The sequence below is a fragment of the Streptomyces sp. NBC_01296 genome (assembly GCF_035984415.1).
Classification (GTDB): domain Bacteria; phylum Actinomycetota; class Actinomycetes; order Streptomycetales; family Streptomycetaceae; genus Streptomyces.
The window spans coordinates 8,552,814-8,572,498 of record NZ_CP130720.1 but is presented as its reverse complement, the minus strand read 5'-3'; the positions used below and the strand labels follow the sequence as shown (position 1 = coordinate 8,572,498).

The 19,685-nt window shown below is 71.6% G+C and carries 11 protein-coding genes and 7 pseudogenes; 8 read left to right on the top strand and 10 right to left on the bottom strand.

Annotated features, from left to right (window positions below; genetic code table 11):
• Nucleotides 1–36 precede the first annotated feature (36 nt).
• Nucleotides 37–1,479: a GH1 family beta-glucosidase gene (locus OG299_RS39125; RefSeq protein ID WP_327364236.1), complete on the top strand. Its 1,443-nt coding sequence runs from the start codon at nt 37–39 to the stop codon at nt 1,477–1,479.
• Nucleotides 1,480–1,653: 174 nt separating this feature from the next.
• Here the strand turns inward: OG299_RS39125 and OG299_RS39120 are convergent, their stop codons facing one another.
• Nucleotides 1,654–2,601, bottom strand: a complete 948-nt coding sequence (locus tag OG299_RS39120; protein WP_327364235.1) for an IS701 family transposase — start codon at nt 2,599–2,601, stop codon at nt 1,654–1,656.
• On the opposite strand from OG299_RS39120, the gene OG299_RS39115 reads away from it, so the two are divergent.
• A complete protein-coding gene (locus OG299_RS39115; protein WP_327364679.1) occupies nt 2,510–2,881 on the top strand; it encodes a FadR/GntR family transcriptional regulator in 372 nt (123 codons plus the stop codon). The two genes, OG299_RS39120 and OG299_RS39115, sit on opposite strands and share 92 nt — an antisense overlap.
• 39 nt (nt 2,882–2,920) lie before the next feature.
• Here the strand turns inward: OG299_RS39115 and OG299_RS39110 are convergent, their stop codons facing one another.
• Entirely contained in the window at nt 2,921–4,132 is a 1,212-nt protein-coding gene (locus OG299_RS39110) for an ROK family protein (RefSeq protein WP_267002810.1), read from the bottom strand.
• A 13-nt stretch (nt 4,133–4,145) separates the two neighbouring features.
• Nucleotides 4,146–5,576: a xylulokinase gene (gene xylB, locus OG299_RS39105; RefSeq protein WP_327364234.1), complete on the bottom strand. Its 1,431-nt coding sequence runs from the start codon at nt 5,574–5,576 to the stop codon at nt 4,146–4,148.
• 92 nt (nt 5,577–5,668) lie between these two features.
• Between xylB and xylA the strand changes: the two genes are divergently transcribed.
• A complete protein-coding gene (gene xylA / locus OG299_RS39100; protein ID WP_327364233.1) occupies nt 5,669–6,841 on the top strand; it encodes a xylose isomerase in 1,173 nt (390 codons plus the stop codon).
• 524 nt (nt 6,842–7,365) lie between these two features.
• Here xylA and OG299_RS42930 read toward each other — a convergent pair.
• The 6 pseudogenes from OG299_RS42930 to OG299_RS39070 form a co-directional block, all read right to left on the bottom strand.
• A pseudogene (locus OG299_RS42930) lies at nt 7,366–8,142 on the bottom strand (alpha-xylosidase); the annotation flags it as partial.
• A gap of 22 nt (nt 8,143–8,164) precedes the next feature.
• Nucleotides 8,165–8,539, bottom strand: a pseudogene (locus tag OG299_RS42925) (family 1 glycosylhydrolase); the annotation flags it as partial.
• 57 nt (nt 8,540–8,596) lie between these two features.
• A pseudogene (locus OG299_RS42920) lies at nt 8,597–8,814 on the bottom strand (family 1 glycosylhydrolase); the annotation flags it as partial.
• 265 nt (nt 8,815–9,079) lie between these two features.
• Nucleotides 9,080–10,058, bottom strand: a pseudogene (locus OG299_RS39080) (acetylxylan esterase).
• A gap of 162 nt (nt 10,059–10,220) precedes the next feature.
• Nucleotides 10,221–10,687: pseudogene (locus OG299_RS39075) on the bottom strand (fibronectin type III-like domain-contianing protein).
• An 804-nt stretch (nt 10,688–11,491) separates the two neighbouring features.
• Nucleotides 11,492–12,251, bottom strand: a pseudogene (locus tag OG299_RS39070) (transposase family protein).
• A gap of 842 nt (nt 12,252–13,093) precedes the next feature.
• Between OG299_RS39070 and chvE the strand changes: the two are divergent.
• The 3 genes from chvE (at nt 13,094) to mmsB (ending at nt 17,077) form a co-directional block, all read left to right on the top strand.
• The gene (chvE, locus tag OG299_RS39065) at nt 13,094–14,188 is read left to right on the top strand and encodes a multiple monosaccharide ABC transporter substrate-binding protein (protein WP_327364231.1); all 1,095 of its coding nucleotides are present in this window, start codon (nt 13,094–13,096) and stop codon (nt 14,186–14,188) included.
• A 102-nt stretch (nt 14,189–14,290) separates the two neighbouring features.
• Nucleotides 14,291–15,838 carry a multiple monosaccharide ABC transporter ATP-binding protein gene (gene mmsA, locus OG299_RS39060; RefSeq protein WP_327364230.1) on the top strand — a complete coding sequence of 516 codons (1,548 nt, stop codon included), beginning with the start codon at nt 14,291–14,293 and terminating at the stop codon, nt 15,836–15,838.
• A gap of 3 nt (nt 15,839–15,841) precedes the next feature.
• Nucleotides 15,842–17,077 carry a multiple monosaccharide ABC transporter permease gene (gene mmsB / locus OG299_RS39055; RefSeq protein WP_327364229.1) on the top strand — a complete coding sequence of 412 codons (1,236 nt, stop codon included), beginning with the start codon at nt 15,842–15,844 and terminating at the stop codon, nt 17,075–17,077.
• Between the two features lie 312 nt (nt 17,078–17,389).
• On the opposite strand, the pseudogene OG299_RS39050 reads toward mmsB, so the two are convergent.
• Nucleotides 17,390–17,716: pseudogene (locus tag OG299_RS39050) on the bottom strand (phytanoyl-CoA dioxygenase family protein); the annotation flags it as partial.
• Nucleotides 17,717–18,157: 441 nt separating this feature from the next.
• On the opposite strand from OG299_RS39050, the gene OG299_RS39045 reads away from it, so the two are divergent.
• Together OG299_RS39045 and OG299_RS39040 are read left to right on the top strand one after the other, a co-directional pair.
• The gene (locus OG299_RS39045; RefSeq protein WP_327364228.1) at nt 18,158–18,478 is read left to right on the top strand and encodes a helix-turn-helix transcriptional regulator; all 321 of its coding nucleotides are present in this window, start codon (nt 18,158–18,160) and stop codon (nt 18,476–18,478) included.
• 199 nt (nt 18,479–18,677) lie between these two features.
• Nucleotides 18,678–19,553 carry an expansin EXLX1 family cellulose-binding protein gene (locus OG299_RS39040; protein ID WP_327364227.1) on the top strand — a complete coding sequence of 292 codons (876 nt, stop codon included), beginning with the start codon at nt 18,678–18,680 and terminating at the stop codon, nt 19,551–19,553.
• The last annotated feature ends 132 nt before the right edge of the window (nt 19,554–19,685 follow it).

Genomic DNA, 19,685 nt, shown 5'->3' with positions numbered 1-19,685 from the left:
CCGCTTCATCCAAACCCGCGTTGGGAGCGCTCTCCTATGACCGCGTCCGAGACCCGGCCGCTCACGGCCACCCGCACCTTCCCGCCCGACTTCCTGTGGGGCACGGCCACCGCCGCGTACCAGATCGAGGGCGCCGCCCGAGAGGACGGCCGGACCCCGTCCATCTGGGACACCTTCTCCCACACCCCCGGAAAGGTCTTCGAAGGCCACACCGGTGACGTGGCCGTGGACCACTACCACCGGTACCCCGAGGACGTCCGTCTCATGTCGGAACTCGGCCTGGGCGCCTACCGGTTCTCCGTCTCCTGGTCACGCGTTCAGCCGACCGGCCGGGGCCCCGCCGTCCAGAAGGGGCTGGACTTCTACCGCCGGCTCGTCGACGAACTGCTGGCCGTCGGCGTCACACCCGCCCTCACCCTCTACCACTGGGACCTCCCCCAGGATCTGGAGGACGCGGGCGGCTGGCCCGAGCGCGCGACCGCGGAGCTGTTCGCCGAGTACACCGGCCTGGTGGCCGACGCCCTCGGAGACCGGGTGAAGCACTGGATCACCCTCAACGAGCCCTGGTGCAGCGCCTTCCTCGGCTACGGCTCCGGCGTCCACGCCCCCGGCCGTACGGACCCGGTCGCCGCCCTGCGCGCCGCCCATCACCTCAACCTCGGTCACGGCCTCGCCGTCCAGGCCCTGCGGGCGGCGCTGCCCGGGGACGGCCAGGTCGCGGTCTCCCTCAACCTCCACGAGGTTCGCCCGCTGACCTCCTCGGCCGACGACCGGGAGGCGGCCCGGCGCATCGACGCCGTCGGCAACCGGATCTGGCTCGGACCGATGCTGGAGGGCGCCTACCCCGAGGACCTCCTCGCGGACACCGCGCACCTGACCGACTGGTCCTTCATCCGGGACGGCGACACCGCCACCGTGCACCAGCCCCTGGACCTGCTCGCCGTGAACTACTACACCCCGACGGTCGTCTCGCACGCGGCGCAGGGCACGGCGGTGCCGCAGGACGACGGGCACGGCAACAGCGAGCACTCGCCGTGGCCCGGAGCGGAGGGCGTGGCCTTCCACCGGGCGCCGGGTGAGCGTACAGCGATGGACTGGCCGATCGACGCGGGCGCCCTGTACGACCTGCTGACCCGGACCGCCGCCCGGTACCCCGGGCTTCCGCTCGCGGTCAGCGAGAACGGCGCGGCGTACGAGGACGAGGTCGGCCCCGACGGCACGGTCCACGACCCGGAGCGCGCCGCCTACGTCCACGCCCACCTCGACGCGGTGCACCGGGCGATCTCGGACGGGGCGGACGTGCGCGGCTACTTCCTCTGGTCGCTGCTGGACAACTTCGAGTGGGCCTACGGGTACGCCAAGCGGTTCGGCGCCATCCACGTCGACTACGACACCCTGGAGCGCACACCCAAGTCGAGCGCGCACTGGTACTCCCGCGTGGCCCGGACGGGAGAGCTGCGCGCTCCCGGCGAGGCGTAGGGCCTGTCGTCAAAGTCCCGTCTGCCCCGCGGGCGACGACGCGACTTTGACGGCAGGCCCTAGTAGTGCTTGGTCAGGTCGGTGTTGGTGCGGGTATGCCGCGGTGGCAGGTGGGCCAGACGCCGGTCCATGTCGCGAGGAGGGTCTGTAGCTCGCGGACGATCCGGTAGAGGCTCAGGCCGGCGCCGTGTCTTTTGGGGCTCTGGCCAGCCGGAGCAGGGTGCAGAAGGCGTGTGCGACCGAGACGAGGGTCACGTGGTGGTGCCACCCGTTCCAGGTGCGGCCCTCGAAGTGGGCAAGGCCCAGGGCCTGCTTCATCTCCCGGTAGTCGTGTTCGATGCGCCAGCGGAGCTTGGCCAGGCGGACCAGGGTGGTCAGCGGGGTGTCGGCGGGCAGGTCGGACAGCCAGAACTGGACCGGCTCGGCCTGGCCGGCCGGCCACTCGGCCAGCAGCCAGCACTCGGGCAGTTCCGGGCTGTCGGCCGCTTGGCGGACCTCGCGGCCGGCGGGCCGGATCCGCAGGGCCACGAACCGCGAGTACATCCGCTTCACGCCGCTGCGGTCGGTGCCGGGCCGGGATCCCTCACGCCATTGCACCGGCTTTGCCGCCTTCCGGCCGGCCGCGATGACCAGCTGTTTCACCGACTGCGGCTTGTCGGGGTACTTCGCCACCGGCGGGCGTCCGGTCCCGGAGTACGGCTCGGCGACCGGTAGCGCGAGGCCGGGCTGGGCCGAGAGGGTGGTGGAGATTCCCACGACGTAATTGAGGCTGCGGGCCTGCAGGCCGTGCCGGAAGGCCGCCGCGTGGCCGTATCCGGCATCCGCGACGGCCACCGGCACCTCGACGCCCCACGAGCGGGTCTCATCGAGCATGTCGAGTGCGAGCTGCCATTTCTCCACATGCCCGATGTCGTCGGGAATCTGGCAGGCGGCTGATGCCGGAATTGGCCCAGATACGCGGGTTGCGCGCTGCAACTGCTCCAGGTGCGCCGGCTGCTGGAACCGCGGGCGACCGGGGCTTGCCGCTGCCCTGCTGACGCCGCAGGACCTCCAGGAACTGCGCGACATCCTCGACAGGTCCCAGGCCGCCACCACCGTGGAGGAGTTCGTCGCCCACGACATCGCCTTCCACCTCAGGATCGTCGAAGCCGTCGACAACCCGATGCTCTCGATGCTCCTGCGGGTCCTCTCCACACGTACCCCGCGCGTCCGCATCGTCCGCGGCAGCCGGACCCGTGACGCCTTGGACAGCGCCCACCGGGACCACGAGCAGATCCTCGGCGCGCTGCAGTCCCGCGACGCCCTGCCGGCCGCCGCCGCGGCGACGGTCCACATCACGGCCATGGAGCAGTGGCTGGCCGCCAGTCTGAGCGACGACGCGCTGCGGGCGATCGACGGCTGACCGCGCCCGCCCATCCGACCCTGCTCCACCAGACGCCCCCTATCGGGCCGGCAGGCGGCCCGGGTCGGCGATGATCTGTCGGACGGTCGACCATGCCGCGCCCAGCACCGGTCCGCGCCGGCCCAGGGCGGAGGGGCGTACCGCCTCCGGGGTCCAGGGCCGGACGGTGATCCGGGCGGCGAGTTCGGCGCGGACGGCCGGGAGGAGCCAGTCGGCGAGTTCGGCGTAGGCGCCGCCCAGAACGAGGCCGTCCGGGTCGATCAGGTTCACCGCGGAGGTGAGGGCGAGGCCCAGGGCGCGTCCCGCACGGTCCAGGGCGCGCAGGGTCGCCGCGTCCTCGGCGCCCGCCCGCTCGGCCAGCAGGGCCACCGGGTCGCCGACGTGCGCGAGCCCGGCCTCGCGCAGGACGGCCGCTTCGCCCGCGTACTGCTCCAGGCAGCCGCGTGCCCCGCAGGCGCAGCGGGCGCCCTCCGGGTGGACGGGCAGGTGGCCGAGTTCCCCCGCGAATCCGCGGGCGCCGCGGAACAGCTGCCCGCCGACGACGAGTGCGGCACCGATTCCGGCCTCGGCGGAGACGTGCACGAAGGTCCCGGTGGGGTCTCCCCGGTGCCACTGCTCGGCCAGCGCCCCGAGGTTGGCCTCGTTCTCCGGCTCGGGCACGGTGTCGGGGTCCGGCCAGTGGTCGGCGGGGCGGACTTCTTGCCAGCCGAGGTTGGGGGCGTGTCCGACCAGCCCGCCCGGCTCGTTCGGCACCACCCCCGGCACGGCCAGGACGCGGCCCGCGACGCGCAGCCCGAGGGCGGCGGCCTCGGCCTCCGCCTCGGCGCCCAGCGCGGCGGCCTCCATCAGTACCTGCCCGGCCGGCCGGCCCGCGTTGGCCCGCTCCACCCGGCGCCACACCCGGGGTTCACCTCGTAGGTCCACGACGCACGCGGCGAGGTGGGTGACGCCGATCTCCAGGCCGAGGCCCGCGGGACCCCGGTCGTTCAGGGCCAGCGCCCGCCCGGGGCGGCCGACGCGTCCGCTGGGCGCGGTCTCCGTCTCGGTCAGCGCGCCGCGGCCGATGAGTTCGTCGACCAGGGAGGAGACGGCCGGCCTGGTCAAGCCCGTGTGCCCGGCGACGTCCGCCCGGGAGAGCGGACCGTGCGCGGCGACCGCGCCGATCACCACCGCGAGGTTCTGCCGCCGCATGCCCTGCTGCGAGGCGGGCACGGCCTCCGCGCCCCCGCTCGCCCTGCCGCTCCCCGCCATCGGGCCGACCTTCCTATCGTTGTGCCGGCGGGAGCTCCTGCAAGGCCCGCGCCCGCCGCAGCGTACTGGTGATCCGCTCGAGCGTGTCCTCGTCGCGGGGTACGGGGTCCAGGACCCGGCCCCCGGCGGTCCGCCAGCGCCGGGCGACGGCGTCGGCGGGCTCACCGGTGAGGAGTGCGGCGGCCTGGGCGGCGGCCCCGAGCGCGACCAGTTCCCGGGCCTCGGGCACCTGTACCGCTCGGCCGGACAATCGCAGCGCGGTGCGCTGCCAGGCGCTGCCGTGGGCTCCGCCGCCGATCAGCAGCAGTGGTTCGTCGGGGGCGGGGCTTTCGCCTCCGGCACGCAGTACGTCGTCCAGGGCCACGAGGAGGGCGTGGGCGGCGCCGTCGTAGGCAGCCTGGAGCAGCTGGCCCGGCGTGGTGTCGTGGCGCAGGCCGTGGACCAGGCCGGAAGCGCCGGGGAGGTCCGGAGTGCGCTCGCCGTCCAGGTAGGGAAGGACCACCACCGTGCCGCCCGCCTCGACGTCCTCGCGGCCGCGTCCGACGAGGGTTGCGAAGCGGTCGACGGCGAGGGTGCAGTTGAGCGTGCAGGCGAGCGGCAGCCAGCCGCCGAGGGCATCGGCGAAGCCGGCGACGGTTCCGCTCGGATCGGCGGGGCGGGTCCGGCCGACGGCGTAGACGGTGCCGGAGGTACCGAGGCTCAGCACGGGACGTCCGGGGGTCAGGCCCAGCCCGAGGGCGGCGGCCATGTTGTCACCGGTCCCGGTGGCCACCAGCGCGCCTTCGCGCAGTGGCATCCCGGTCCGTACGGTGCCCGCGAGGGCGCCCGGCGGGAGGACTTGCGGCAGCAGCCCGGGGTCGAGGCCGATCCGGCCGAGGACGTCCCGGTCGTAGCCGTCCGGGCCCCACCAGCCGGTTCCCGAGGCGTCACCGCGGTCCGTCACCGCCTCGCCGGTCAGCCGCTCCGTCAGGTAGTCGTGGGGAAGCCGGACGGCCGCGACGCGGTCTGCCGCGGCACGCTCGTTCGCCTGCAGCCAGGCCCACTTGGCGGCTGTGAAGGCGGCCGTCGGGACGCTTCCGGTGCGGCGCGCGAGCTCGGCCGGGCCGAAGGCGGCTCCGAGTTCTGCGGCCTGCGGGGCGGAGCGGACGTCGTTCCACAGCAGCGCCGGGCGCACCGGCCGGCCCGCCGCGTCGAGGGTGACCAGGCCGTGCTGCTGGCCGGCGATCGAGCAGGCGGCCGCGCGATCCGCCCAGCCGGTGCCCGCCGCGGCCTCGCCGAGCGCCCGCCACCACTGTTCGGGGTCGCTCTCGCGTCCGGCGCCGGCGCTTACGGCGTGCGAGGCGCGGCCCTCGCCCAGGACGGCGCCGGTTTCCAGGTCGACGGCGAGGGCCTTGGTGGACTGGGTCGAGCTGTCGACACCGATCACGACACGCTGAGCAGACATGCGTTCCTCCGGTGGGGTTCCTTCTGGCGTCCCGGCATACTAATTTGTTTTTCGCCATTACAAATAGCCCTCGGCCTGATCCGGAGCGCCTCATGACCCGCGACCCGCTCGTTCCCACCCCCGCGCACAGGTTCACCTTCGGCCTGTGGACCGTCGGCTGGCAGGGGCGGGACCCCTTCGGCGACGCCACCCGGCCCGCCCTCGATCCCGTCGAGAGCGTCGAGCGGCTGGCCGAGCTCGGCGCCTACGGCGTCACGTTCCACGACGACGACCTGATCCCCTTCGGCGCCGGCGACGCCGCCCGCGAGCAGGCGGTCAAGCGGTTCCGCACCGCACTCGACACAGCCGGGCTGAAGGTGCCGATGGCCACGACGAACCTCTTCACCCACCCGGTGTTCAAGGACGGCGCCTTCACCGCCAACGACCGGGACGTGCGCCGGTACGCGCTGCGCAAGACGATCCGCAACATCGACCTGGCCGTCGAGCTCGGCGCCTCGGTCTACGTCGCCTGGGGCGGCCGCGAGGGCGCGGAGTCCGGCGCGGCCAAGGACGTGCGTGCCGCCCTCGACCGGCTGAAGGAAGCCTTCAACCTGCTGGGCGAGTACGTCGAGAACCAGGGCTACGACCTGCGCCTCGCGATCGAACCCAAGCCCAACGAGCCGCGCGGCGACATCCTGCTGCCCACCATCGGCCACGCCCTGGCGTTCATCAACGAGCTGGACCGGCCCGACCGGGTCGGCCTCAACCCGGAGGTCGGCCACGAGCAGATGGCCGGACTGAACTTCCCGCACGGCATCGCCCAGGCCCTGTGGCACGACAAGCTGTTCCACATCGACCTCAACGGCCAGACCGGCATCAAGTACGACCAGGACCTGCGCTTCGGCGCGGGCGACCTGCGCCAGGCCTTCTGGCTGGTCGACCTGCTGGAGTCGGCGGGCTACGACGGCCCCCGCCACTTCGACTTCAAGCCCCCGCGCACCGAGGACTCCGACGGCGTCTGGGCCTCGGCGGCCGCCTGCATGCGCAACTACCTGCTCCTGGCGGAGCGTTCCCGCGCCTTCCGGTCCAATCCGGAGGTCCGGGCCGCGCTCGCCGCCTCCCGACTGCCCGAGCTCGCCCTGCCCACCGCCGAGGACGGCCTGGCCGGGCTGCTGGCCGACCGGTCCGCCTTCGACGAGTTCGACGTCGACGCCGCCGCCCGCCGCGGCATGGCCTTCGAGCAACTGGACCAGCTCGCCCTCGAACACCTCCTCGGCGCCCGCTGAGCCGGTGCGCGCAAGAGCCGGGCCGTGACGATCCACGGCCCGGCTCCGCCACTCCCCCCCCAGGCGGGGTGGGCGAAGTCGGCCTCCAGGGTGTCGGCCGGCCGGGCGTGGACGGCTGCGTCCGGCCCGCCGAACCGGAGCTGCCAGGGACGCGGGCTGTCGGTGGTCACGTGGAGCCGGTCGCCGCGGCGGCGCAGCTGGAAGCGGGCCACCTCGCCGGGGCCGTCGGAGCGCGGGATCACCAGGGCGCGCTCGGCGCCGTCGGCGAAGGCGTGCACCCGCAGTTCGACACCGTCCCCCCAGGCCGAGACCGGGTGCTGGTCGTCGGCGCCGAGCGGGATGACGGAGTCGGGGCGGGCCAGCAGCGGCAGGGTGTGGAAGCCGTGCTGTTCGCGGACCAAGCGGGGACCGTCGATCCGGGCACCGGTCAGAACGTTGGTCCACGTTCCGGCACGTAGCACTCGACCGTGCCGTCGTCGGTGAAGACCGGGGCGAGGAGCAGGTCGTTCTCCGAGCATGTGCTGGGTGGTCAGCCACAGGCCCAGCGCCCAGGCCGGGGGCAGGGCGGGGCGGCCGGTGAGCGCGGTGCAGCGCTCCAGGATCAGCTTCGGGGTCGGGCCGTGGACCACGAAGTACTCCAGCGACTGGTCCTCCACGCTGAACTGCACGTGGCCGACCGACTCGGAGCCGACCTCGTAGCTGACCTTGCCGGGGTGGTTGACGAAGACTCCGTAGCCCCGATTGGCCAGGTGGAAGGGGACGTTCTTGTACGCCTGCTCGCTGCTGGGTGCCATCGTCGGCCTGCCGGATGTCCACGACCTGCCGCCCGTTCTTGACGAACGGGGTGAACCGCTCCCCCAAGCCGTAGACCAGCTCCCCTACGCCCAGGGAGAGTTGGCCGAGCATGCGGAGGTCAGCACCTGCCCGCCGGAGGTGAACTCCAGGCGCCACGGCTGTGAGGTGTCCGCCCGCAGCGACAGCTCACCCACGCTGAGTTCGACCACCGGGCCGTCCCGGTGCACCTTCCCGCTGCCCTCCTGCGCGCCGGGCAGTGCGAACTCCGGCCCGGGCCGCACGGAACCGGCGTGGTGGGTGACGCGCACCCCGATGACGCCCTCGGCCGGTGACCAGCAATCGACCGTCAGGAGCGTACTGTTGAGCATGCCACCGCGGCTGCGTACGGGTTTCACCGGCGCGTGGATGGTCATCCGGTGCTCGTCGGCCCGGACGTCCGCGACCTCGGCGGCGTAACGCGCGGTGACGCCCGGTGGCATCAGCCAGTAGCCATCGGTGAACTTCATCGGGTGGTTTCTCCGTCCGCGCTCGGTGCGCGGTGATCAGGGCCCGGAACCAGTGGTAACTGTCCTTGGGCGTTCGGGTCAGCGTGTCGTAGTCGACGTGGACCAGGACGAAGCGCTGGCCGTAGCCGCGGGCCCACTCGAAGTTGTCCAGCAGCGACCAGACGTAGTAGCCGCGCACGTCCACGCCAGCGGAGACCGCCTCCGCGACGGCGGCGAGGTGGTCCGCCAGGTACTCGATCCGCGCGGTGTCATGGACCCGGCCGTCGGGACCGACGGTGTCGGCCTCCGCGGAGCCGTTCTCGGTGATCCACACCGGCGGAAGCCGCGGGTAACGAACGTGGAGTGCGCGCAGCAGTGCGGTGAGCGCCTCCGGGACGACGGGCCGGCCGGTGGTGTGCCCCCGGGCAGCAGGCGGAGCCATGCGATCGAGAAGCGGTAACCGTCCACGCCGCGCCCGCGCAGCAGGGCGACGTCCTGCGGGTGGCGGTGGTAGTGGTCGCAGGCCGTGTCGCCGGTGGCTCCGTCGAGCGTACGGCCGGGCATGTGGCTGACGGTGTCCCGGATGGACGGGCCACGGCCGTCCCGGTCGTGGGCGCCCTCGATCTGGTAGGCGGCGGTCACGGCGCCGAAACGGAACCCGGCGGGCAGTTCCGGGAAGTCCGGGGTGGTCATGGGCGGTATCTCACGGCTCGGTCGGGCTCCTCGGTCTCCGGTGCGAGGCTCGGGGTCGCGGGGCGGCCTGGGGGGTGTCTTGTCGATCAGGCCGGATCAGGGAGCGGTGCCTGGTGCGTGCGGTCGCAAGGCCGAGGAGGGAGTCGACGCGGAGCGTCGGCGACCGACGAGAACGCGGCGAGCGTGCGTGCCCGGCACCGCGAGCCCGGCCCGATCGGCAAGACACCCCCTGGCGCTCTGCCCGGTCCGGTGGTGCGGGGGCGGGTCAGAGCTCCGGGGCCAGACCGCGCTCGCGCAGCCAGTCCAGTTGGACGGGCGGGTTGGAGCCGAGGCCGCCGCCGTGGTCGCCGAACGGCCACACGGTCATGGTGCGGTCCGCGCCCGCGTAGCGGTTGAAGGCGGCGTAGACCGTGGAGGGCGGGCAGACCGGGTCCATCAGGGCCACGCTGAACAGCGTCGGCGCGGTGGCCCGCCGGGCGAAGTGGACGCCGTCGAAGTAGTCGAGGGTGTCGAAGGCCGGCTCCACGCGGTGTGTGCCAGCGCAGGTACTTGGCGATCTCCTGGTACGGGCCTTCGCCGCATATCGCGGTGGCGTGGCGGAAGTGGCACAGGAACGGGACGTCCGGCATCGCGGCCGCCACGCGGTCCGCGGCGAGACCGGCGACGGCGAGCGCCAGACCGCCCCCCTGGCTGCCTCCGGCCACCACGATCCGACGGCTGTCGAGTCCGGGCAGCTGCGCGACCGCGTCCACGGCTCGCACGCAGTCGGTGATCAGTCGCCGGTAGTAGTAGTCGTCGGGAGAGTCGATGCCGCGGGTCATGAACCCCTCGACCCACTGCGTGCCGTCGCCCAGGCCCCGGTCCGGGGTGTCGTGGCCCTGCCCCCGGCTGTCGACGACGAGTTGGGCATAGCCGGCCGCGGACCAGAGCAGGTGGTCGGTGGGCAGTCCGCGACCGCCGCCGTAGCCGATGTAGGTGATGACGACCGGCAGCGGTCCGGCCGCGTCGCGCGGGCGCAGCAGCCAGGCGGCCACCGGTTCGCCGTTCCAGCCGGGGAAGCGTACGTCCTCGACCTCGACGGTGCGCAGCATGTGCTGGGCGGTGACCCGCTCCACCTTGATCGCCCCGTCGCGTGAGCGGGCTTCGGCGAGGGTCCGCCGCCAGAAGTCGTCGAATCCTGTCGGATCGGGCAACTCAGGGCGGTAGTAGACAAGTTCGTCCGCGCCGAGGTCTGTGAGCGGCATGGGGGCTTCCTCCGGTCGGAGAGGTGACGGGGGTGACTGGGTGACTGGGCGACGGAGCTCGGCGGCCTCGAGGGCCTTGCCTCGCAGCTCCGGGCGGTGGTGCGGGACGGGGGTGGCGGCCCGCCCCCCTGTGGCGGGCCGCCGGTCTCGCGGGTGCGGGCCTCAGCCGGTCCCGGCGGCCTCAGCCGGTCCTGGCGGCCTCAGCCGGTCCCGCTGGACGCGGTGAAGCCGAAGGCGGCCAGGCGGAAGCCGCCGTGCAGCGTTTCGGCCGACGACCACGCGGGGCTCGGGGGCCGGTCCGGTCACCGTGAGCCGTGCGGTGCGGACCGGGTTCTCGGCGGAGCGGCCGGCGGTGATCTCGTACCTGCCGGGGTCGACGGTGAAGGCGCCGGTCGCGGTGGACCAGTGGGCGAGCCGGTCGGCCGGGAGCGAGAACTCAACTCCCTGCACTCGCCCGGCTCCAGGCGGACCTTGCGGAAGTCGGCGAGGCGCCTGCGGGGGGCCTCGTAGCGGGCGTCAAGCGCGCGGATGTAGAGCTGGACCACCTCGCTGCCCTCCCGTGGGCCGGTGTTGGCCAGGGTCACCGTGACGTCGACCGAACCGTCCTGGCCAATCGACGGCCGCGACATGCCCAGGCCGCTGTAGGCGAAGTCGGTGAAGGACAGCCCGTGGCCGAAGGGATAGAGGGGCGCGGCCTCGTGGTACTGGTAGGTCCAGCAGGCCTTTATGACGTCGTAGTCGAGCGGGTCCGGCAATGGGTCCCCGCCCCGGTACCAGGTCTGCGGCAGGCGGCAGGCGGGCTCGGCCTCCCCGAGCAGCGGCGAGCGGCGCGCCCCTCGGCAACCACCGGCAGGACCATTCGGATGGCGAGGCCTGTGGCGATGCCGATGAGGTGCGGGCGGGCTCAACGCCGGCGGCGGCGAGTACGGCGGGAAGGAAGGTGCCGCAGTACCTCGCCCCGCCCTCGGGATGCCGCAGGGCCCGGCCAGGCGGCTTTGGGCGCCCGGCACCGGCCGACTGGCGCTCGATGACGGCGCGCGGATACGCGCGCAGAATGGTCGCGAGCTCCCGTCCGCCATGCACGGCGACCGGCACAGCGTGTGCGGTGAGGCTGCCGGAGGGGATGCCGAAGACGACGTACCCGTCCGAGCCCCCGACAGCAGGGAGCACGGTCACTTCCTTCCTCACCCCTCGCACGGGAAACAGCAATGGCTCCTGCGGAGTTGAAGCGTCACCTCTCTCGACAAGACAAATTGTTAGCGCTCACAATCTTCCTGTCAAGGAACCGGAACCAGGCCTCGACAAGTGTGACCGGCGCGGCGGAGAGCCTCGGCGACGGGACGGTCGACCCCGAGTCCGATGGCCCCAGGGCCCTAAAGGGTGTTGCAGAAGGTCCTTGTCGGGCAGGCCTGGGTGATCTCTGACCTGCTGCTTCACCCTGCCATGGCGAGGTTGTGCATGGTGGCGACGGCCTGGACGGCGTGGTGGAGGCCGTCTCCTTTCTGGCGGCAGTCGCGGAGGATCTTCCAGGTCTTCATGCGGGCGAAGGTGTGCTCGACGCGGGCACGGACCCTTCGGTGTTCGGCGTTGTCCTCCTCCTGGCCGCGCAGGAGGTGGCGTCCGGCCCTTCTGCGGTGCGGAACGATCAGCCCGGCGCCCGGGTAGGCGCCGTCCGCGATCACCGCTGTCCCGGCCGCTACGGCGGGCAGGTCTGACTCCCGCCAGACATGGGCGTCGGCCTTGTTCCCTGGTGCCGGCCGGGCCGAGGCGACGACCAGGCGGGTGTCGGCGTCGATGATGACCTGCACGTTCGCCGAGAACCGGTAGTTCCTCGAGGAGGCGGCAACCTTTCAGTCGCGGATCGGGATCAGGGTTCCGTCCACGATCCACAGGCGTTCGACGTCGGCGACGGGCCGCGGGGCCGGCTCCAACGCCAGCAGGGGCCGCAGCCGCTGGATGACCCGGCAGACCGTCGCCGAAGAGACCCCGAAGAGCGGGGCGAGCTGCCGCATCGTGAGGTTGGTCCGGTAGTACACCGCCACCAGCAGCACCCGGTCCGCCAGCGGCAGACACCACGGGCAGCCACCGCCCGACCCGTTCCCGCACCACCTTCACCAGCTTCGCAAACCGGTCCATCCGCAGACCCATGAACGTCTCCACCCACACCGGCTCAGCCCGCAACACCCCACCCATACAAGGAAAATGCCCCGACCTGAGCCTTCTGCAACACCCTTTAGCAGGGCATCTGGCGGGTCAGGGTCGGCTCGGCCGGGTTGGCTGGGCGTGGACCGCAAGGCGACGACAACCCGGCAAGACGCAGCAAGGCGCGGCACCAGCCAACCCGGCCCCGGCCCTGATCCACCAGGCACCTTAAGGCCGGGCCCGCGGCGCCCGCGCGACGCGGCCCCAACCCGGACGGGCTCGGCAGGCGGCACCGCAGGTCCGCGCCCCACCCCCAGCTACCCGACGAGCAGTTTCCGGGGCCGACCGACCAGGCTCGCCGAAGCCCTGCCGCACAGCAGCCAAGGGCGGAGTGAAGCAGCTGAACTCAGGAATGCCGCCAAGGCCACCGAGCCGATGCATCCCGGAATCGAGCGGCCGGAGCCGTGCGGGACGCGCGCGCAGCACACCGAGCACCACGTCCGCGTCGACACAGGAGGCGCCGCAACGTCGCCCAGTCCGTCCGGCGATCCGCAATCCCACCAAGTAGCCAGCCCCCGCACCCCCTACTCCCGCTCGGCAAAGCCGCAGAAACCCCGGAAGCCGCCCGCGACCGGCACGCCCGGACGCCCCGCTGCGGAGCCGCCCCGGCGAACCGGCTGCCCGCCTGGGGCGATGTTGCCCAATGGTGATCTGAGTAGACCCTTGACGACACACTTGTGAGCGTTAACACTCAGGTATCGCCAGGCCGGAGCCGCTGCAAACCTGACTTCGCAACAGCGCGGGGAACGACTCCCGGCCGGCCCCGCTCGACCGCTTCCGGTTCTCCCAGCCGGGTCGCACTGTGCCGGTCGCGGAAAGTCACTGGAGGAACTGTGCGGAAGCTTTCAGCGGGACTTGTCACCCTGGGCCTGACGCTGTCGCTGGCAGCCTGCGGCCAGAGCGCCAACGGAACCGGCGACGCCCCGGCCGGCGGGGACGCCAAGGGCGGCCTCGTCGGCATCGCGATGCCGACCAAGTCGTCGGAGCGCTGGATCAACGACGGCAACAACATGGTCAAGGAGTTCCAGGCCAAGGGTTACAAGACCGACCTCCAGTACGGCGACAACGTCGTGGAGAACCAGGTCTCCCAGGTGGAGAACATGATCACCAAGGGAGCCAAGCTGCTGGTGATCGCCGCCATCGACGGTTCCTCGCTCACGAACGTGCTGCAGAAGGCCGCCGACGCCCACGTCCGCGTCATCTCGTACGACCGGCTGATCCGCGGCACCGGGAACGTCGACTACTACGCGACCTTCGACAACTACAAGGTCGGCGTCCTCCAGGGCAGCTACATCGTCGACAAGCTCGGCGTCAAGGACGGCAAGGGCCCCTTCAACGTCGAGCTGTTCGCCGGCTCGCCGGACGACAACAACGCCGCGTTCTTCTACAACGGCGCGATGAGCGTCCTCAAGCCGTACATCGACGACAAGAAGCTGGTCGTGCAGAGCGGCCAGACCTCCCTCAACCAGATCGCCACGCTGCGCTGGGACGGCGGTCTCGCCCAGTCCCGGATGGACAACCTGCTGAGCAAGTCGTATACCGCCGCCCGCGTCGACGCCGTGCTCTCCCCGTACGACGGCATCTCGATCGGCATCATCTCCTCGCTCAAGGGCGTCGGCTACGGCGCCGGCCAGCCGCTGCCCGTCGTCACGGGCCAGGACGGCGAGCTGGCCTCGGTGAAGTCGATCATCGCGGGCGAGCAGACCCAGACCGTCTACAAGGACACCCGCCAACTGGCCAAGTCCGCAGTCCAGATGGGCGACGCGCTGCTGACCGGCGGCAAGCCCGAGGTCAACGACACCAGCCAGTACAACAACGGCGTCAAGATCGTGCCGGCGCAGCTGCTCCAGCCCGTCAGCGTCGACAAGGAGAACTACCAGAAGGTCCTGGTGGACAGCGGCCAGTACACCGCGGACCAGCTGAAGTAGCCCGCGGAGCCCGACCGACGGGTCCGACGACGACGAAACGGCGGTGCGACGCCCGGGAGACCGCCCGGCAGCGCACCGCCCCGACGATACGGATGCACAACCATGGCCCGACCCGTTCTCGAGATGCGGTCGATCAGCAAGACGTTTCCCGGCGTCAAGGCCCTCTCCGAGGTCAACCTGACCGTCGCCGCCGGTGAGGTGCACGCCATCTGCGGCGAGAACGGCGCCGGCAAGTCCACGCTGATGAAGGTGCTCAGCGGGGTCTACCCCCACGGCGGCTACGAGGGCGAGATCTTCTTCGAGGGCGAGCCCTGCCGGTTCCGGGACATCCGGGCCAGCGAGCAGCGCGGCATCGCGATCATCCACCAGGAACTCGCGCTGGTGCCCTACCTGTCCATCGCCGAGAACATCTTCCTCGGCAACGAGCACGCCACCCGGGGCGTCATCAGCTGGCACAAGACGCTGACCCACGCCGCCGCACTGATCCGGCAGGTCGGGCTCGACGAGAGCCCGCACACCCGGATCGCCGATCTCGGCGTGGGCAAGCAGCAGTTGGTCGAGATCGCCAAGGCGCTCGCCAAGAAGGTCAAGCTGCTCATCCTGGACGAGCCGACGGCCGCCCTGAACGACGAGGACAGCCGCAAGCTGCTCGACCTGATCCTCGAACTCAAGGCCCAGGGCATCTCCTGCATCCTCATCTCGCACAAGCTGAACGAGATCGCCCGGGTCGCCGACTCCGTCACCATCCTGCGTGACGGGCGGACCATCGAAACCATCGCGATCGGGCCCGAGGGCATCTCCGAGGAGCGGATCATCCGCGGCATGGTCGGCCGCGACCTGGAGCACCGCTACCCCGAGCGCGCCCCCGAGATCGGCGAGGTCGCCTTCGAGATCGAGGACTGGAGCGTCCAGCACCCGATCGACCACCGGCGCAAGGTGGTCGACGGCGTCTCGCTCAACGTCCGTCGAGGCGAGATCGTCGGCATCGCCGGCCTCATGGGCGCCGGTCGCACCGAACTGGCCATGAGCGTCTTCGGCCGTTCGTACGGACGGTGGACCGGCGGCCGGGTACGGCTGGACGGCCGGGAGATCCGTACCCGGACGGTGCCGGAGGCGATCGGCCACGGCATCGCCTACGTGACCGAGGACCGCAAGCAGCTCGGCCTCAACCTGGGCGACGACATCAGCCGGAACATCTCGCTGAGCGCCCTCGACAAGGTCGCCCGGCGGGGCTGGGTCGACCGGCACGAGGAGGCCCGGATCGCCGAATCGTTCCGGCGGACCATGAACATCAAGGCCCCCTCGGTGTTCGCGCAGACCGGCAAGCTCAGCGGCGGCAACCAGCAGAAGGTCGTCCTCAGCAAGTGGATCTTCGCCGAGCCGAAGGTGCTGATCCTCGACGAACCCACCCGGGGCATCGACATCGGCGCCAAGGCGGAGATCTACACCGTCATCGCCGATCTCGCCGCCCAAGGCAAGACGGTACTGGTCATCTCTTCCGAACTCCCCGAACTCCTGGGCCTGTGCGACCGGATCTACACCATGGCCGAAGGCCGGATCACCGGTGAGGTGAGCCGCGCCGACGCCACCCAGGAATCCCTCATGCGGCTCATGACCATGAGCCCCGCATACCCCGACAAGCAGGTGTGAGGCATGGCCCAGACCAAGACCAACCCACAGACCACGCCCAGCACACCGCAGACCGACCGGCGTGTGTCGGCCGGTGCCGTACTGGCCCGAGCGCTGCGCGGCAACCTGCGCCAGTACGGGATGCTGCTCGCGTTGGCGCTGATCGTGCTGCTGTTCCAGTTCTGGACTGACGGCATTCTGCTCCAGCCGCTCAACATCACCAATCTGATCCAGCAGAACAGCTACATCCTCATCCTGGCCATCGGCATGATGATCGTCATCATCGCGGGGCACATCGACCTGTCGGTCGGGTCGCTCGCCGCCTTCGTCGGGGCCGCCGCCGCGGTGATGATGGTCAAACACCACGCGCCGTGGCCCGTGGCGCTGGTGGCCGCGCTGCTGATCGGGGCCCTCGCCGGCGCCTGGCAGGGTTTCTGGATCGCCTATCTCGGGATCCCCTCGTTCATCGTCACGCTGGCCGGCATGCTGCTGTTCCGCGGTGGGACCCAGATCCTCCTGCAGGGCCAGTCGGTGGCGCCGTTCCCCAAGGGCTTCCAGAACATCAGCAGCGGCTTCCTCCCCACCGTCGGCCCCCGCACCAACTACCACAACCTCACCCTCCTGTTGGGCCTCGTGGTGCTGGCCGTCGCGATCCTGCAGGAGGTGCGCGGCCGGCGGCGGGCCGCCTCGTACGGGCTGGAACCGCTCCCGACCGGGCTGTTCCTGGTGAAGCTCGGCGCGATCACCGCGGCCGTGGTGGCCTTCACGCTGCTGCTGGCCAGCTACCACGGCGTGCCGATCGTCCTGCTGATCCTCGGCGTCCTGCTGGTCGGCTTCGGATACGTGATGCGCAATTCGATCCTCGGCCGGCACACCTACGCCATCGGCGGCAACGAGGCCGCGGCGCGGCTGTCCGGGGTGAAGAGCAAGCGGGTCGTCTTCCTGGCCTTCGTGAACATGGGCGTTCTCGCGGCCCTGGCCGGGATGGTCTTCGCCGCGCGGCTCAACGCCGGTACGCCGCAGGCCGGCATCAACTTCGAGTTGGAGGCGATCGCCGCCGCCTTCATCGGCGGCGCCTCCGCGAGCGGCGGTGTGGGAACCGTCATCGGTGCACTCACCGGCGGTCTGGTGCTCGGCGTGCTGAACAACGGCATGTCGCTGGTCGGCGTGGGTACCGACTACCAGCAGGTGATCAAGGGCCTGGTCCTGCTGGCGGCCGTCGGCTTCGACGTCTACAACAAGCGCAAGGCCGGAGCCTGACCTCGCCCCCTCCTCGGCTGGGCGACGCGGCCCGCACGAGGAGGGTGCCTCGCGTACCGGTGGCCCGCCTCGCGCGGCTCCGCTCGCGCGTCCACGATCCGCTCGAAGAGGAACTCGTGCTTGAGGAAGAGACGTCGTGCGGCGGCTCGTCGCTGTCGCCCGTGGTGGGCGAGGTGCGGCCCGTGCCGTCGTACAGCGACCAGCCGACGACATGGGAGTCCAACGCCGAGCTGGCCATGTACAGGACCAGCACCTGCTGCCGCAGCACGGTCACGGCGTCTTGCGCCCGCTCGGAAAGGATCGCTCCGGTCGTCATGCCTGTGCCTCCGCAGGGCGGTTGGAGACCCTGGTCACCCAGTGGTCGAGGTCGAAGTTCTCGTCGCCGGTCAGCGCACAGCAGGATGCGGTTGTACCGCTCCAGCCGGCCGGCCGCCCCCTCGTACCACGGGAACATCGTGTGAAGCGGATCTTGAACATGTAGCGCATCGTGTCGCTGTCGTTGCGCCGGCCCCCGTGCCAGAGACCGTGGTGCAGGAACACCACCGTCCCGGCCGGGCAGACCAGTCGGTCCTGCCCGCGCAGGTTCTGGTAGCGGCCGGTGTCGGACTCGTTGATCCGCCGGAGATGGCTGCCCGGCAATTTACGCTAGGTCCGCCGGCCTCGCGCCGCGTGGGCCACGTTCACCCTCCAGTGGTCGATTCTCACCACGGTGCCCGGCACGCGGGGCCGGGGGTCGCGTGACGGTGAACGGCACTGAGTACGCCATCCGCCCAGGCCGGGTCAGCCTCGTACTGCCCGGCGCCGAGGTCCGATATCGCTACCGGGGCCCCTCCCCGCACCTCTACGTCCCCCTGCGCCTCGGCTCAGATGGAGCCCCCCGCACCGTTCCGGTGGTCCAGCACGCCGGGCCCGATCTCACCTTGCTCACCACCGCGTTGCAGCGGGCGCTGGCCGCCTGGCCGAACACCCCGGCACGGGCCGCCGCCGAGGTGTGGGCCGCCCGCCCTGTGGCGGGTCTCCCCGCTCGCCCCTCCGAGGGAGCGGAACACGCAGGCCGCTCATCCGGCGGTCGCAGCCGCCGTGGCCCTCATCGAGGTGCGGCTGGGTCAGCCACTGACCGTACCGGAGATCGCGGCGGCAGCCGGAGCCTCCCGCAACCACCTGACGTGGCTCCTCCGCGCCGCGAAGGGGGAGACGGCCGTCGGCTGTATCCGGGCCCGGCGAATGGAACGGGCCCGCCACTTCCTGCAGGCCACCACGCTCTCCGTCCCCGCCGTCGCCTCATCGGTCGGCATTCCGGACCTACAGGCGTTCAACAAGGCCTGTCGCCGCGTACTCGGAACGTCTCCGCGCAGCATCCGTGCCGCCCGGCCCATGTCGCCCCACTCCCCCGCCCAGTGAGCGGGCCGCCACGGCACCGGCGCGGCTGCCCGCAGGACCCGCCGGGCGCGCTTCCTCTCCGTCGGCAACCTTTTCGCATCCCGCGGCGACCAAGGAGTGCACCTCGACTCGAACTTTCGAACGGACCGACATGCAGACTGCACGGCAGGCCGCGCGGCAGCGCAGGCGTAGACACAGGCTGATCACGGGAACGGCGGTGATGCTGGCTGCCGCGGGCGTCCTCATCTGCCTCGTGACGGCCATGCTCCCCGGCCCCGAGGCCGAGGCCGGGGCCGGCCTGGCCGCGCCAGCCCTCACCCGGGCGGGAGCCACGCCCACGGCCCCGACGAGCCCCACGCCCCCGACGGACGGCTCGCCTGCCGCGGCGACCCCGACCGCGGCCGTCGGTACGACCACCGCGCCGCCACAGCCTTCGACGGAGACAAGCCCGCAGGCGGCATCCAGCACGGCACCGTCGCCAGGACGCATCCAGCCCGGGACCACCTACAAGGGCGTCGCCACCGCTTACGCTGCGGGCGACGGCAACGGCGCCTGCCTGTTCGGCCCGAGCGACGACGACCTCATGATCGCGGCGATGAACACCACCGACTACGAGTCGTCCAGGGCGTGCGGCGCTTACGTGCGCGTCCGCGCCGCGAGCGGCGCCTCGATCACGGTCCGGATCACCAACGAATGCCCACTGCCCTGCGCACCTGGACAACTGGACCTCAGCGAGCAGGCCTTCGCGAAACTGGCCGATCCCAAGCTCGGCCGCATCCCGGTCACCTGGAGCCTGCTGAGCCCCCACACGTCCGGCGCGCTCTCCATCCGGTACAAAACCGGGTCCAGCCCCCACTGGTGCGGCATCCAGGTGATCGACCACCGGAATCCCGTCGCGCGGCTGGAGGTACGCAGCGCCAAGGGCTGGCGGAGACTGCCCCGTACCGACTACAACTACTTCCTCTCCGCCGACGGCAGCGGGTGCGGCGGCGCGATGAGGATTACCGACATCTACGGAGAGCAGCTGACGGTCGACGGGATCGCGCTGCTGCCGAACGTCGCACAACCGACCCGGGTCCAGTTCGCCCCGCACTGATACCGCACCGCGGCCGGGTGGCGGGTACGGGGCCGGTGCATCGGAGCGCCCGGGGCCCCTGGGGCGCCTGGGGCGCGCCGGGCGCTGGTACGCTGCCGCCCGGATGTTAGCGCACACATTTGCCAGAGGGGG

What these genes read in the sequence shown, in the direction of transcription:
- OG299_RS39125 (WP_327364236.1), top strand. Translation starts at nt 37, where the DNA reads ATGACCGCGTCCGAGACCCGGCCGCTCACGGCCACCCGCACCTTCCCG.
- OG299_RS39120 (WP_327364235.1), bottom strand. Translation starts at nt 2,601, where the DNA reads ATGTCGTGGGCGACGAACTCCTCCACGGTGGTGGCGGCCTGGGACCTG.
- OG299_RS39110 (WP_267002810.1), bottom strand. Translation starts at nt 4,132, where the DNA reads ATGGCGGGGAGCGGCAGGGCGAGCGGGGGCGCGGAGGCCGTGCCCGCC.
- xylB (WP_327364234.1), bottom strand. Translation starts at nt 5,576, where the DNA reads ATGTCTGCTCAGCGTGTCGTGATCGGTGTCGACAGCTCGACCCAGTCC.
- xylA (WP_327364233.1), top strand. Translation starts at nt 5,669, where the DNA reads ATGACCCGCGACCCGCTCGTTCCCACCCCCGCGCACAGGTTCACCTTC.
- mmsA (WP_327364230.1), top strand. Translation starts at nt 14,291, where the DNA reads ATGGCCCGACCCGTTCTCGAGATGCGGTCGATCAGCAAGACGTTTCCC.
- mmsB (WP_327364229.1), top strand. Translation starts at nt 15,842, where the DNA reads ATGGCCCAGACCAAGACCAACCCACAGACCACGCCCAGCACACCGCAG.
- OG299_RS39040 (WP_327364227.1), top strand. Translation starts at nt 18,678, where the DNA reads ATGCTGGCTGCCGCGGGCGTCCTCATCTGCCTCGTGACGGCCATGCTC.